14 protein-coding genes and 2 tRNA genes are annotated in these 13,317 nt (G+C 73.2%); 10 read left to right on the top strand and 6 right to left on the bottom strand.

Annotation, left to right across the window (positions count from 1 at the left end):
• Positions 1–53 precede the first annotated feature (53 nt).
• Both CLV28_RS00150 and CLV28_RS00145 read left to right on the top strand, forming a co-directional pair.
• The gene (locus CLV28_RS00150) at positions 54–524 is read left to right on the top strand and encodes a ribose-5-phosphate isomerase (RefSeq protein WP_100421317.1); all 471 of its coding nucleotides are present in this window, start codon (positions 54–56) and stop codon (positions 522–524) included.
• Positions 525–529: 5 nt separating this feature from the next.
• Complete coding sequence (locus CLV28_RS00145) at positions 530–1,660, top strand: Fpg/Nei family DNA glycosylase (RefSeq protein WP_100421316.1); 1,131 nt, start codon at positions 530–532, stop codon at positions 1,658–1,660.
• A 37-nt stretch (positions 1,661–1,697) separates the two neighbouring features.
• Here CLV28_RS00145 and CLV28_RS00140 read toward each other — a convergent pair whose 3' ends face one another.
• The gene (locus CLV28_RS00140) at positions 1,698–3,047 is read right to left on the bottom strand and encodes a GNAT family N-acetyltransferase (RefSeq protein WP_100421315.1); all 1,350 of its coding nucleotides are present in this window, start codon (positions 3,045–3,047) and stop codon (positions 1,698–1,700) included.
• Positions 3,048–3,105: 58 nt separating this feature from the next.
• Between CLV28_RS00140 and CLV28_RS00135 the strand changes: the two genes are divergently transcribed.
• Positions 3,106–3,465 (top strand): MGMT family protein, encoded by a 360-nt coding sequence (locus CLV28_RS00135; RefSeq protein WP_239073348.1) that lies wholly within the window; start codon positions 3,106–3,108, stop codon positions 3,463–3,465.
• An 82-nt stretch (positions 3,466–3,547) separates the two neighbouring features.
• A complete protein-coding gene (locus CLV28_RS00130; protein ID WP_100421313.1) occupies positions 3,548–4,582 on the top strand; it encodes an LLM class F420-dependent oxidoreductase in 1,035 nt (344 codons plus the stop codon).
• A 3-nt stretch (positions 4,583–4,585) separates the two neighbouring features.
• Here the strand turns inward: CLV28_RS00130 and CLV28_RS00125 are convergent, their stop codons facing one another.
• The 5 genes from CLV28_RS00125 to CLV28_RS00105 form a co-directional block, all read right to left on the bottom strand.
• The gene (locus CLV28_RS00125) at positions 4,586–5,590 is read right to left on the bottom strand and encodes an SdpI family protein (RefSeq protein ID WP_100421312.1); all 1,005 of its coding nucleotides are present in this window, start codon (positions 5,588–5,590) and stop codon (positions 4,586–4,588) included.
• A complete protein-coding gene (locus CLV28_RS00120) occupies positions 5,587–5,940 on the bottom strand; it encodes a GntR family transcriptional regulator (RefSeq protein ID WP_100421311.1) in 354 nt (117 codons plus the stop codon). The genes CLV28_RS00125 and CLV28_RS00120 overlap by 4 nt, the downstream gene beginning before the upstream one ends.
• Positions 5,941–6,045: 105 nt before the next feature.
• Positions 6,046–6,639: a serine O-acetyltransferase EpsC gene (gene epsC, locus CLV28_RS00115; protein ID WP_100421310.1), complete on the bottom strand. Its 594-nt coding sequence runs from the start codon at positions 6,637–6,639 to the stop codon at positions 6,046–6,048.
• A gap of 1 nt (position 6,640) precedes the next feature.
• Positions 6,641–7,576 (bottom strand): cysteine synthase A, encoded by a 936-nt coding sequence (gene cysK, locus CLV28_RS00110; RefSeq protein WP_100421309.1) that lies wholly within the window; start codon positions 7,574–7,576, stop codon positions 6,641–6,643.
• A 455-nt stretch (positions 7,577–8,031) separates the two neighbouring features.
• Positions 8,032–8,105 (bottom strand) — tRNA-Gly (locus CLV28_RS00105).
• A gap of 242 nt (positions 8,106–8,347) precedes the next feature.
• Between CLV28_RS00105 and CLV28_RS00100 the strand changes: the two genes are divergently transcribed.
• The 6 genes from CLV28_RS00100 to clpX all read left to right on the top strand — a co-directional run bounded on the left by CLV28_RS00100 (position 8,348) and on the right by clpX (position 13,311).
• A tRNA-Pro gene (locus CLV28_RS00100) sits at positions 8,348–8,421 on the top strand.
• Positions 8,422–8,508: 87 nt separating this feature from the next.
• Complete coding sequence (locus tag CLV28_RS00095) at positions 8,509–8,853, top strand: SGNH hydrolase domain-containing protein (RefSeq protein WP_157802432.1); 345 nt, start codon at positions 8,509–8,511, stop codon at positions 8,851–8,853.
• A gap of 101 nt (positions 8,854–8,954) precedes the next feature.
• Complete coding sequence (gene tig / locus CLV28_RS00090) at positions 8,955–10,328, top strand: trigger factor (protein ID WP_100421307.1); 1,374 nt, start codon at positions 8,955–8,957, stop codon at positions 10,326–10,328.
• Between the two features lie 205 nt (positions 10,329–10,533).
• Positions 10,534–11,160 carry an ATP-dependent Clp protease proteolytic subunit gene (locus CLV28_RS00085; protein WP_170062601.1) on the top strand — a complete coding sequence of 209 codons (627 nt, stop codon included), beginning with the start codon at positions 10,534–10,536 and terminating at the stop codon, positions 11,158–11,160.
• Positions 11,161–11,206: 46 nt separating this feature from the next.
• The gene (locus CLV28_RS00080) at positions 11,207–11,905 is read left to right on the top strand and encodes an ATP-dependent Clp protease proteolytic subunit (protein ID WP_100421306.1); all 699 of its coding nucleotides are present in this window, start codon (positions 11,207–11,209) and stop codon (positions 11,903–11,905) included.
• A 131-nt stretch (positions 11,906–12,036) separates the two neighbouring features.
• The gene (gene clpX, locus CLV28_RS00075; RefSeq protein ID WP_100421305.1) at positions 12,037–13,311 is read left to right on the top strand and encodes an ATP-dependent Clp protease ATP-binding subunit ClpX; all 1,275 of its coding nucleotides are present in this window, start codon (positions 12,037–12,039) and stop codon (positions 13,309–13,311) included.
• Positions 13,312–13,317 lie beyond the last annotated feature (6 nt).

The raw sequence follows: 13,317 nt of genomic DNA, 5'->3' as shown, positions 1-13,317 counted from the left end.
TGCCGCGCCGACCGACGCCCCGCGCGATCGCCCGCGTACGGCATCATGGAGTCATGCGCGTTCACATCGCCGCGGACCACGCGGGCTACGAGCTCAAGACCCAGCTGATCGACCACCTGCGCACCGCGGGCCACGACGTCGTGGACCACGGGGCCCACGAGTACGACGCCCTCGACGACTACCCGTCGTTCTGCATCGCCGCCGGCGAGGCCGTGGCGAGCGAGCCGGGCAGCCTCGGCGTCGTGATCGGCGGCTCGGGCAACGGCGAGCAGATCGCCGCGAACAAGGTCGACGGCGTGCGCGCCGCGCTCGCCTGGAACCTCGACACCGCGCGCCTCGGGCGCCAGCACAACGACGCCAACGTCATCTCGGTCGGCGCGCGCCAGCACACCGCCGACGACGCGCTCGCGCTCGTCGACGCGTTCCTCGCGGAGCCCTTCAGCGGAGACGAGCGGCACCAGCGCCGCATCGACCAGCTCACCGCGTACGAGCGCTCGCGGGCGACCGTCGAGCCCACGGACTGACCCCGGTGCCCGAGGGGCACACCGTCCACCGCCTCGCCCGGACCTTCGGCGAGCTCTTCGCGGGCCAGCGCCTCGACGTGTCGAGCCCGCAGGGCCGGTTCGAGGCCGGCGCCCGGCGGCTCGACGGGCGGCGCCTGGTCGCCGCAGAGGCGTGGGGCAAGCACCTGTTCCTGGGCTTCGCCGAGCCGGCCGAGCGTGACCTGACCGACCATGAGCCGGCCGAGCGTGACCTGACCGACCACGGGCAGGCGGGCAGCGAGCCGACGTGGCTGCGCGTGCACCTGGGGCTCTACGGGGCGTGGACCTTCGCGGGCGACGGCAGCGCCGAGGTCGTGCACGCGATCGGCGCGCCGCGCCGCCGCGTGGGCGAGCGCGAGACCGTGCCCGACGCCGGGGGCGTCGGCCGTCCGGACGGCACCGAGCCAGGCGACACCGTGTCGGACGACACCGTGTCAGACGGCGCTGACGCAGGCCTCATCATGTCGGACGGCGCGTGGTCGCCGCCCGCCCCGCGCGGGCAGGTCCGCGTCCGCCTCGTGGGCGAGCACGCGGTCGCCGACCTCACGGGACCGACGGCGTGCGAGGTCGTGCTCGCGGACGACAAGCGTGCGGTCGAGGCGCGCCTGGGCCCCGACCCGATCCGCGCGGCGGCCGCGGGGGAGCGGGACGCGGCGGCGGACCGCGAGCGGTTCGTCGCGCGCGTGCGCAGGTCGCGCACCGCGGTCGGTCTGCAGCTCATGGACCAGGCGGTCGTGGCGGGCGTGGGCAACATCTACCGCGCCGAGGTGCTGTTCCGCGCCGGGCTCGATCCGGCGCGCCCGGGCCGGGACGTCCCGGCCGACGACCTGCGCGCGCTGTGGGACGACCTCGTCGTCCTCATGACCGACGGCGCCCGGGTCGGCGCGATCGTCACGACCCGGCCCGCCGACCGTCGTCCGGCACCGGCACCGGCACCGGGCGGGAGCCGCCGGCGCGTGCGGCAGAACACCGACGCGACGCCCGGTGCGGTCGCGGCCGAGGATGCGTTCTACGTCTACCACCGCGACGGACTGCCGTGCCGCGTGTGCGGCACGACGGTCCTGGTGCGCGACGCCGCGGGACGCACGCTCTACTGGTGCCCGCGCTGCCAGGCGTGAGCGGCCGGCCCCGGCCCCGCGACGTCCGCCCGGGGTGTCAGAACGTCCAGCTTGAGCCCGGGGAGACGGGCCACCCGAACGCCACCGCGGCGCGGGTGAGCGCACCCGGCGCATGCTCGGTCACCAGACCCGCCGCGGCGAGCGCGGTCAGCGAGATCCCGCCGAGGTAGGCGGCGCCGAGCTCGCGCACGTCGAGCGAGAGCTCGGCCGGGTCGTCGGTGCGCTCGCACGTCGCGGGGCCGAACGCGTCGGCGCGCAGGCGCCAGTGACCGGCGTTCTCGGGCAGCAGCTCGTCGCTCACGTGCAGCACGACGTCGACCGGGCTCGGGTAGCGGCGTCCGGCGAGCGCGCCGGCGACGTCGACCACGCGGACCCACTGGTTGTCGGCGATGCGCGGCGTCGCCGAACGCTGGTCGACGAGCAGGTGCGTCACGACGTCGTCCACCGGGAGCACGAACGGGACGACCTCGTGGCTGAGGTCGAGGTCGACGAGCACGCCCCACAGGGCGCGCGCCGCGGCGGCGTCGAGCGCGACCACCTCGCCCGTGCGGACCGTGCCGCGCGGCCCGGCGTCCTCCCAGGTGAGCGAGCGTCGGAACCTCGCGTACCCGCGGGGCTCGCCGTCGAGCTCGACCACGACGATGCGCAGCGACTCGCGTCCGTCCCGGAACGCCGGGGCGTCGTCCCAGAACGTCTCGACGAGCTCGGGGGTCTCGCGCGTGACCCAGCCGGGGCGGTTGACGGGCGTACCGTCGGCCGTCGCGCCGCCGGCGGTGCGGCCTGCGCGCTCGTGCAGGTCGGCGACCAGGTCGCCGTGGCGCTCGCGCGTCGCGTGCTCGACGCGCACGGTGTGCCGCTCGGCGCCGGGCACGTCGCGCAGCGCGGCGCGGCGCGGGACGGTGAGGCGCAGGTCGTACGCGGCGAGGCCGTACCCGAAGCGCCCGTAGATCGCGGCCTCGGCGGCGAACAGCGCCGAGAGCGGCTCGCCCGCGTCGCGGCAGCGGCGCAGGTGCTCGCGGATCATCGCGGTCAGCAGGCCGCGGCGCCGGTGCTGCGGGTGCACGCCGACCCACGTGAGACCGCCGACCGGGAGGGTCGCGCCGGGGACGGGGAAGGCGGCGAAGGGGTAGGACGAGTGCATCGCGACGAGATCGCTCGCGCGGGGCACGGCGCCGTCGGCCGGGACGGCTGCGGCGTCGTCGTGCTCCGCGACGACGCCGACGGTCCGGTCCCAGGTCAGGGGGAGTGGGTGCGCCTCGAGGTCGTCGACCGAGCGGCTGTCGGGGAAGGCCCACAGGTCGAGGTCGAGGACGGCGCGCTTGTCGTCGGCCGTGAGCGGCGCGAGCCGGTAGCCGGACGGGAGGTCGGAGGGTGCGTCGTGCGTCATGCGACGAGCGTCGCACCGGCCCGGCGAGGGCGCGAGAGATTTTCGGTACGGTCGGGGCGTGGACCCGGCCGGCACGATCAACCCTGCGCTCGAGTACCTCGACGAGGTGCTCCGTGTGGTCGAGCGCGTCCCCGCGGGCCGGGCGACGACGTACGGCGTCGTGGCCGAGGCGGTCGCGGCGGTGCTCGGCCGGGGCGGCCCGCGGCAGGTCGGGACGGCGCTCGCGCGCGGCGGTGCGGGCGTGCCGTGGTGGCGCGTGGTCAACGCTGCGGGCTCCCCGCCCGCGCACCACGCGTCGTCCGCCCTCGACGCGCTGCGGGCCGAGGGGTGCCCGCTGACGGCGGACGGGACCCGGGTCGACCTGCGGCGCGCGGGCTGGGAGCCGTGGGAGGACGACGCGACGGCGTCGACGGGTTAGGGTGGCGCAGTACCTCGAACGCTCGGTTCTGGGTACTTGAGACAGGGCCCGCGAGCCCCCGACCTCGACGACGAGGAGCACCATGCGCATCGGCATCCACAGCGGCTACTGGTCGGCAGGCCCGCCCCCGGGCATCGAGGACGCGATCGTCGCGGCCGACGCGCTGGGCGTCGACTCGGTCTGGACCGCCGAGGCGTACGGGTCGGACGCGTTCACGCCGCTCGCGTGGTGGGGCTCGCGCACGCGCCGGATCCGCCTCGGCACCGCCGTCGCGCAGATCTACGCCCGCACGCCGACGGCGACCGCGATGGCCGCGCTCACGCTCGACCACCTCTCGGGCGGCCGCGCGATCCTCGGGCTCGGCGTCTCGGGCCCGCAGGTCGTCGAGGGCTGGTACGGCGAGCCCTACCGGCGCCCGCTGGCCCGCACGCGCGAGTACGTCGACATCGTGCGCCAGGTGCTCGAGCGCGGCGCCCCCGTGGCCTACGACGGCGAGTTCTACCAGCTGCCCACGCGCGCCGAGCAGGCCACCGGGCTCGGCAAGTCGCTGCGCTCGACCGTGCACCCGCTGCGCGCCGACCTGCCGATCCACCTGGCCGCCGAGGGGCCCAAGAACATCGCGCTCGCGGCCGAGATCGCCGACGGCTGGCTCCCGCTGTTCTACACCCCGCGCCTCGACGCCGAGTTCCGCGAGCACCTCGAGGCCGGGTTCGCGGCGCGTGCGCCCGAGCGATCGTCGCGCGCCGACTTCGAGGTCTCCGCGACGGTCCCCGTGGTGGTGCACGACGACGTCGAGAAGGCCGCGGACGCCGTCCGCCCGTTCCTCGCGCTCTACGTCGGGGGGATGGGCGCCAAGGGCGCGAACTTCCACCGCAACGCGATCGACCGGCTCGGCTACTCCGAGGCCGCCGACGAGATCACCGAGCTCTACGCCGCCGGGCGACGCGCGGAGGCCGTCGCCGCCGTCCCGACCGCGCTCGTCGAGGACATCGCGCTCGTCGGGCCGGCCGAGAAGATCGCGCGGGACGTCGAGGCGTGGAAGGGCACGGCCGTGACGACGCTTCTGGTCCAGGGCGACGCGACCGCGGTGCGGACCATGGCCGAGATCCTGGGCTGAGCCCTACCGGCGGGCGCGGTCCGCGAGCGCGTTGAGCAGGGCCGCGCCCTCGTCCGGGTCGTCGACCGTGACGACGAACGAGCGTCCGCCCGTGCGCTCGACGAGCAGCCCCGGTCCCTTGCGCACGACGACGCCGACCCGGCCGCCGCGTCCGACGCGCCAGCCCCAGCCGCCGAAATCCCGCACGGGGTCGACGGCGACGACGCCCGCGCGCTCGACCTCGTCCGCCGGGACGAGGGTGCGCGGCACGCCCAGGGCCGAGCACACCTGCAGGCCGCGCTCGTCGACCCGGACGACGAATTCGAGCATCGCCGCGAGCAGCAGGCCGAGCAGCACGGGCAGTAGGAGCAGCCACCACGTCTCGAGCACGACCGCGACCACCGCGGTGCCCGCGATCGCGAGCGCCCCGATCGCGAGCCCCGGGCCGCCGCGCGTGCGCGCGACCCACGCGGCGCGCTCGTGCGGGTCCAGGGACGCGCGGGGAGCATCCGGGTCGACGGGTGCGGTCGCCGGGAGCGGCCGGTCGCGGGGCAGTGCGAGACCCACGGTCGCACCGACCAGTAGCGCGACGAGCAGCGAGACACCGATGCCCGCGTCGGTCGCGTCGCGCGCGTCGGCGAGGCCACGCTGGGTGCCGAGCGACACGATCTGCAGCGTCGCCACGAGCGCCGCGAGGCCCACGGACGTCCCCGCCAGGACGCGACGGGCGAACGCGGCGGTCCCGAGCACGGCGATCAGGACGCCGAGGAGCACGACGAGCGCGGCCATGACGAGGGTCGGTGCGAGGAGCCCGATCCCGTCGAGCGACGTGAACCCGTCCGGGCCGTCAGTTCCCCAGTGCGTCGCGACCGGGTCGGGGAGCTCGTCGACCCAGCGCAGGGGGACGAGGTAGCCGACGGCGAGCACCGCGAGGGACGCGAGCGTCGAGGCGAGCGCGACGACCCGGCGTGAGCGCAGGCCACGTGCTGTCGGGTCGTGGTCGGGGCGGGCGCCGTCGGGACGGGTCATCGCAGCTGCTCCTCGAGGAGTGAGATCACGGTCTGGGGGCTGGTGCCGAGCCGGGCGGCCTCGTCGGCGAGCGCGCGCACCGCGGCGTGCAGCGCGGCCGTGTCGCCCGTGGCGGTCGCGGCGACGACGGCGCCGCGACCACGCCGGAGCTCGACGAGGCCGTCGTCGCGCAGCAGCTGGTAGGCCTTGAGCACGGTGTGCACGTTGACGTCGAGCGAATCGGCCAGGTCGCGCGCCGCGGGGAGCCGTTCGCCGGTCGTGAGCTCGCCGCGGCTGATCCCGACGCGCACCTGCGCGGCGAGCTGCTCGTAGAGCGGCACGCCCGCGGTGGGGTCGATCCGGAAGATCATGCGATCACCCTAGTTGTTCTAGTGCTACTAGAACAAGTGCGGCTCGGGAACGCGGACGGGCCGCCCACCCGGAGGTGGACGGCCCGTCGGCCCGGCGCTGCCGCCCTAGATCACGTACTCGATGAGCTGGGACGGGTCGACGACCTCGCCGCCTGCCGCGCCCGCCCGTGGCATGCGCACGCGCGCGGGCACGCCCACCGCGACTCCACCCGGCGGCACGTCCTTGACGACCACCGCGTTGGCGCCGACCTGGGCGTCGTCACCGATCCAGACGGCGCCCAGCACCTTGGCGCCCGCGCCGACGACCACGCGGTCGCCGAGCGTCGGGTGCCGCTTGCCCTTCTTCATCGAGCGCCCGCCGAGCGTCGAGCCGTGGAACAGCACGACGTCGTCGCCCACCACGGCCGTCTCGCCGATCACGACACCCATGCCGTGGTCGATGAACAGCCGCCGCCCGAGCAGCGCCCCCGGGTGGATCTCGATACCCGTGAGGGCGCGCGTGGTCTGCGAGATCACGCGCGCCGGGAACCGGCCCGCGGGGGACCGCCACAGGCGGTGCGCGAACCGGTACGCCCACACCGCGTGGACCCCCGGGTACAGCAGGGCGACCTCGAGGCGCGAGCGCGCCGCGGGGTCACCGTGGCGCGCCGCGTCGAGGTCCTCGTCGAGGACCTTCACGAACCGGCGCAGTCGTCCCACGTCAGTCCATCAGGTCCGAGTAGAGGACCGACGTCAGGTAGCGCTCGCCGAACGACGGGATGATCACGACGATGAGCTTGCCGTCGTTCTCGGGGCGCTTCGCGAGCTGCAGCGCGGCCGAGATGGCCGCACCCGAGGAGATGCCCACGAGCAGGCCCTCCTCCTTGGCGGCGCGGCGCGCGAACTCGACGGCGGTCTCGGCGTTGACGTCGATGACCTCGTCGTAGACCTCGGTGTCGAGGATCTCGGGCACGAAGTTCGCGCCGATGCCCTGGATCTTGTGCGGGCCGGGGGCGCCGCCGTTGAGGATGGGCGACTCCTCGGGCTCGACGGCGACGATCTTGACGTCGGGCTTGCGCTCCTTGAGGACCTGGCCGACACCCGTGATGGTGCCGCCCGTGCCGATGCCCGCGACGACGATGTCGACCGCGCCGTCGGTGTCGGCCCAGATCTCCTCGGCCGTCGTGGCGCGGTGGATCGCCGGGTTGGCCTCGTTCGCGAACTGCTTGGCGAGGATCGCGCCCGGACGCTCGGCGACGATCTCGTCGGCGCGGTTGACCGCACCCTTCATGCCCTCGCCGGCCGGCGTGAGGATGAGCTCGGCGCCGAACGCGCGCAGCAGCGCGCGGCGCTCCTTCGACATGCTCTCGGGCATGGTCAGGACGACGTCGTAGCCGCGGGCCGCGCCGACCATCGCGAGCGCGATGCCCGTGTTGCCCGAGGTCGCCTCGACGATCGTGCCGCCCGGCTTCAGGGCACCCGACTGCTCGGCGGCGTCGATGATCGCGACGCCGATGCGGTCCTTGACCGAGTTCGCCGGGTTGTAGAACTCGAGCTTGCCGACGACGGTCGCGCCCGCGCCCTCGGTCAGCTTGTTGAGACGGACCAGCGGGGTGTTGCCGACCAGCTTGGTCACGTCGTCGTAGATGCGTGCCATGTCATCCTCTTCTGCTCGCAGGCCCTCGGGGCCGTGGTGGGTGCCGTGAACGGCGGGGTGGTGCGGGTGGTTCAGCCAGGGGTCCGTGGCGGACGGCGGCGGGCCGGGTCGCGGGTGCGCGTACGGCGGGCCTGCGCGTCGCAGGGCCGGGGGAGCGCCGGGGGGTGGGCGGGGACCGCCGCGTGCCGACGCTCTAGCGACAGCGACAGCACGGACAGGCGAGAGCCTGCGCGGTGCGCGGGGCGGGCACGGTGCGAGGACGGACGTCGTCGTGACGCTCGGTCATCCTCGGTCCTCCGTTCGGGCCGCGGACCGGTGGTCCGTGCGGCGGGTGCTGGGTGCGTGCCGTGCACGACAGTATCGACCAGGTCAACCGCCCGCAATGGCGTCTCATTCCCCGCGCTGTCGGACGACGAAGGGCGGCCCGCGCTCGCGGGCCGCCCTTCGGGACGTGCTGGAGCGGGCGACGGGAATCGAACCCGCGTGATCAGTTTGGAAGACTGAGGCTCTACCATTGAGCTACGCCCGCAGCCGACGGCGATGCCGTCCGTGCGTGGGCCACCTTAGCAAGGATCGCCGGTCGCGACGCACGCCCGGCCGCCGGCCCCGAGCCCGGGAGCGGGTGCGGGAGCGCGTGCGGTGACGTGACCGGGCACCCGCGCGTGCGACCCGCGGACGACGGCGCGATCCGTGCGCGCCGACCCGTACACTGTGACCTGCGCGTTCGCAGGCGCCGTCGGCAGCTCGACGGTGGGCTGGCGACGGGCGATCCGGGGTGTGGCGCAGGTTGGTAGCGCGTCCGCTTTGGGAGCGGAAGGTCGCAGGTTCAAATCCTGTCACCCCGACACCGGAAGAGCCGCGCACCCTCGGGTGCGCGGCTCTCGTGCTTTCGCACCGCGCGACGTCCTGCACCGCGCGACCGCGACGCCGGCGTGCCGGTGGTGTACCTGCGCGACACCCCGACGCCAGACGCCGACGTGCCGACGTGCGTCTCGGGCGCCCTCGACGACTGGTCGCGGTGCTCGTTCGACCGGGCGACGGGCCTGCTCGACGACCCCGTGCTCGCGCAGGTCGCGCTCGGGGACCTGCCCGGGGTCCGCGTGGTCGACGTCTCCGCGCTCGTGTGCCCGCCGGGCGACCGGTGCCCGAGCGTGCTGGGCGGCGTCCTGCTCTACCGCGACGCGAGCCACCTCACGGCCACGGCGACCGAGCTCCTGCGCCCCCAGGTCGAGCAGGACCTCGTGGCGACCGGGCTTTTCGGCGCCACGACCGGATGACGTAGCATGGAACGGTTGCCCGTGCGCCGATTCTCGTGCCCAGGGCCAGCACGTACCTCTGCCGCACGTCGGCCAGCCCCGATCAGTTGGAGATCATCGAAGTGAAGAGCGCCGTCGAGACCCTCGAGCCCACCAAGGTCAAGCTGACCGTCGAGGTGGAGTACAGCGAGCTCGAGTCGAGCATCGCGCACGCGTACGAGCACATCGCGGAGCAGGTGAACGTCCCGGGCTTCCGCAAGGGCAAGATCCCGCCGCGCATCATCGACCAGCGCGTCGGTCGTGGTGCCGTGCTCGAGCACGCGATCAACGAGTCGCTCCCGGGCTTCTACCGCCAGGCCGTGACCGAGGCCGAGCTGCGCCCCATGGGCCAGCCCGAGGTCGAGGTCACCGAGGTGCCGGTCGGCACCGACGGCTCGCTCCACTTCGTCGCCGAGGTCGAGGTCCGCCCCGAGATCGAGATCCCGTCGCTCGAGGGCCTCGAGCTCTCGGTGTCGGCGTCGGAGGTCAGCGACGAGGACGTCAACGAGCGCCTCGAGTCGCTCCGCGAGCGCTTCGGCACCCTCGTGGGCGTCGACCGCCCGGCCGCCGAGGGCGACTTCGTCGTGATCGACCTGGCCGCGACGCTCGACGGCGAGGAGGTCGACTCGGTCTCCGGCGTGTCGTACCAGATCGGCTCGGGCAACATGCTCGAGGGCCTCGACGAGGCGCTCACCGGCCTCTCGGCCGAGGAGACCACGACCTTCAACGCGCCCCTCGCGGGCGGCGACCACGAGGGCAAGGAGGCCGAGGTCACGGTCACCGCGACCACGGTCAAGCAGCGCGAGCTGCCCGAGGCGGACGACGAGTTCGCGCAGCTTGCGTCCGAGTTCGACACGCTCGCCGAGCTGACCGACGACCTGCGCTCGCAGGTCGCCGACGCGAAGGTCTCCGACCAGGCCGTCGAGGCGCGCGACGCGCTTCTCGCGCACCTGCTCGAGGTCGTCGAGATCCCCGTGCCCCAGGGTGCGGTCGAGGCCGAGGTGCACCGCCACCTCGAGGGCGAGAACCGCCTCGAGGACGACGAGCACCGCGCCGAGGTCACCGAGCAGGCGACCGAGGCCCTCAAGAACCAGATCCTGCTCGACACTCTCGCCGAGAAGCTCGAGGTCAAGGTCGCGCAGAACGAGCTCCTCGAGTACCTCGTGAGCGCGTCGCGCCAGTACGGCATGGACCCGAACCAGTTCATCCAGTCGCTCGACCAGAACGGCCAGATCCCGGCCATGGTCGGCGAGGTCGCGCGCTCCAAGGCGCTCGCCGTCGCGCTGCGCGGCGTCAAGGTCGTCGACGCCTCGGGCGCCGAGGTCGACCTGACCGACTTCGTGGGCTCCGACGAGGAGGACGCGGCCGAGGCTGCCGAGACCGCCACGGACGAGACCGCCACGGACGAGGCCCCGGCCGAGGACGAGGCCCCGGCCGCGGACGACGCCAAGGCCTGACCCGCCCTGCCCGGCCTTCGCGCCGGGCCGTGCACGCACCGCCACGACGGCCCCCGCCCACCACGGGCGGGGGCCGTCGTGCGTGCCGGCCCCGCGTCGTCCGGCACTCCGTGCGCCTACAGCGAAACGGCCCCGGATCAGGACGATCCTCGGGGTGCCCGCGCGTTAGGGTCACTGCAACGGTGACGTAGGACGACGCAAGGAGATGGACGTGAACGACCAGCTGCCGATGGCACGAGCCGAGGGACCCGGGCTCGCGCTCAACGACTCCATCTACAACCGGCTCCTCAAGGAGCGGATCATCTGGCTCGGCTCCGAGGTGCGCGACGAGAACGCGAACGCGATCTGCGCCCAGCTGATGCTCCTCGCCGCGGAGGACCCCGAGAAGGACATCTACCTCTACATCAACTCGCCGGGCGGGTCGATCACGGCGGGCATGGCGATCTACGACACCATGCAGTTCATCCAGCCCGACGTCGCGACGGTCGCCATGGGCATGGCCGCGTCGATGGGGCAGTTCCTGCTCTCCTCGGGCGCCAAGGGCAAGCGCTACGCGACGCCGCACGCGCGCGTCATGATGCACCAGCCCTCGGGCGGCATCGGCGGCACCGCGACCGACGTGCGCATCAACGCGCAGCTCATCATGCACATGAAGCGCGTGCTGTCCGAGCTCACGGCCGAGCAGACCGGCAAGACGCTCGAGCAGATCAACAAGGATAACGACCGCGACAACTGGTTCACGGCGACCGAGGCGCTCGAGTACGGGTTCATCGACCACGTCGTCGAGCACGCCGGCTCGGTGACCGGCGGCGGCGGGACGACGGGCGCCTGAGCGCCCACGTCCCCACGACACCTTCCACCCCACGAGGAGAGAACCCGTGAGCATCGAGTCCCAGTACATCTCCACCGCCCAGCGCCTCGCCGGCGCGGGCGGGCGCGCCCTGCCGAACGGCGTGCCGTCGTCCCGCTACGTGCTCCCGCAGTTCGAGGAGCGCACGGCGTACGGCTACAAGCGGCAGGACCCCTACACCAAGCTGTTCGAGGACCGCATCATCTTCCTGGGCGTCCAGGTCGACGACGCCTCGGCGGACGACGTGATGGCCCAGCTGCTCGTGCTCGAGAGCTCGGACCCGGACCGCGACATCATCCTGTACATCAACTCGCCCGGTGGCTCGTTCACCGCGATGACGGCGCTGTACGACACGATGCAGTACATCAAGCCGCAGATCCAGACGGTGTGCCTCGGGCAGGCCGCGTCGGCCGCCGCGGTGCTGCTCGCGGCGGGTCAGCCGGGCAAGCGTCTCGCGCTCCCGAACGCGCGCGTGCTGATCCACCAGCCCGCGATGGAGGGTGGCGGCTACGCGCAGGCCTCGGACATCGAGATCCACGCGAACGAGCTCATCCGCATGCGCGAGTGGCTCGAGAGCACGCTGTCCTTGCACACGGGGCGCAGCCTCGAGCAGGTGCAGCAGGACATCGAGCGCGACAAGATCCTCACGGCCGCGCAGGCCAAGGACTACGGCCTCGTCGACCAGGTGCTCGAGAGCCGCAAGCCGGTCATCCAGAACCGCCCGTGACGAAAGACCCCTCATGACGGGACAGATCACCCCATGAGGGGACGGACCCACCGGAGTGCCCTGCTGACAACGGGCCTCCGGTGGTGTCCAATGGGGGCAGGAAGCGTGGACCAGAGGCGAGGAGACGAATAGTGGCCCGGATCTCGGACGGCGCCGACCTGCTCAAGTGCTCTTTCTGCGGGAAGTCGCAGAAGCAGGTCAAGAGGCTGATCGCCGGCCCTGGTGTCTACATCTGCGACGAGTGCGTCGAGCTCTGCAACGAGATCGCGCAGGAGGAGCTCACGGAGGCGGCCGAGCTGGGCCTGGTGGACCTGCCCAAGCCTCGGGAGATCTTCGACTTCCTCGAGCAGTACATCATCGGGCAGGACGCCGCCAAGCGGGCCCTCGCGGTCGCGGTGTACAACCACTACAAGCGGATCCAGGCGGCCGAGGCGCCGCGGACCGCGCACGACGACTCCGACGTCGAGATCTCGAAGTCGAACATCCTGCTCATCGGCCCGACGGGCACGGGCAAGACGTACCTCGCGCAGACGCTCGCGAAGATGCTCAACGTGCCGTTCGCCATCGCCGACGCGACCGCGCTGACCGAGGCCGGCTACGTGGGCGAGGACGTCGAGAACATCCTCCTCAAGCTCATCCAGGCGGCCGACTTCGACGTCAAGAAGGCCGAGACCGGGATCATCTACATCGACGAGGTCGACAAGGTGGCCCGCAAGGCCGAGAACCCGTCGATCACGCGCGACGTCTCGGGCGAGGGCGTGCAGCAGGCGCTGCTGAAGATCATCGAGGGCACGAGCGCCTCGGTGCCGCCGCAGGGCGGTCGCAAGCACCCGCACCAGGAGTTCATCCAGATCGACACGACGAACGTGCTGTTCATCGTGGCGGGCGCGTTCGCGGGGCTCGACGACATCGTCGCCTCGCGCGTGCGCAAGCGCGGCGTCGGGTTCGGCGCGCCGATGGAGTCGGACGACACCGCGGACCTCTTCGCGGAGGTCCGCCCCGAGGACCTGCACACCTACGGCCTCATCCCGGAGTTCATCGGGCGCCTGCCGATCATCGCGGCGGTCTCGCCGCTCGACCGCGACGCGCTCGTGCGCATCCTCACGGAGCCCAAGAACGCCCTGGTGCGCCAGTACCAGCGCATGTTCCAGATCGACGGCGTCGAGCTCGAGTTCGAGGACGACGCGGTCGGCGCGATCGCCGACCAGGCGCTGCTGCGCGGCACGGGCGCGCGCGGGCTTCGGGCGATCATGGAGGAGGTCCTCCAGCAGGTCATGTTCGACGTCCCGAGCCGTGACGACGTCGAGCGCGTCGTCATCTCGCGCGACGTCGTGCTCGACAACGTGAACCCGACGATCGTGCCCCGCGCGGAGCCCAAGCGGGCCCCGCGCGAGAAGTCGGCCTGAGGCCGG

It is taken from the genome of Sediminihabitans luteus (genome assembly GCF_002797595.1).
GTDB lineage: Bacteria > Actinomycetota > Actinomycetes > Actinomycetales > Cellulomonadaceae > Paraoerskovia > Paraoerskovia lutea.
The sequence above is the reverse complement of the archived record's forward strand: the minus strand, read 5'-3'. Positions and strand labels throughout refer to the sequence as shown.

Coding starts and splice junctions, on each gene's coding strand:
- CLV28_RS00085 (WP_170062601.1), top strand. CDS start 10,534: ATGGACGTGAACGACCAGCTGCCGATGGCACGAGCCGAGGGACCCGGG.
- CLV28_RS00125 (WP_100421312.1), bottom strand. CDS start 5,590: ATGACCCGTCCCGACGGCGCCCGCCCCGACCACGACCCGACAGCACGT.
- CLV28_RS00140 (WP_100421315.1), bottom strand. CDS start 3,047: ATGACGCACGACGCACCCTCCGACCTCCCGTCCGGCTACCGGCTCGCG.
- CLV28_RS00150 (WP_100421317.1), top strand. CDS start 54: ATGCGCGTTCACATCGCCGCGGACCACGCGGGCTACGAGCTCAAGACC.
- cysK (WP_100421309.1), bottom strand. CDS start 7,576: ATGGCACGCATCTACGACGACGTGACCAAGCTGGTCGGCAACACCCCG.
- CLV28_RS00130 (WP_100421313.1), top strand. CDS start 3,548: ATGCGCATCGGCATCCACAGCGGCTACTGGTCGGCAGGCCCGCCCCCG.
- CLV28_RS00120 (WP_100421311.1), bottom strand. CDS start 5,940: ATGATCTTCCGGATCGACCCCACCGCGGGCGTGCCGCTCTACGAGCAG.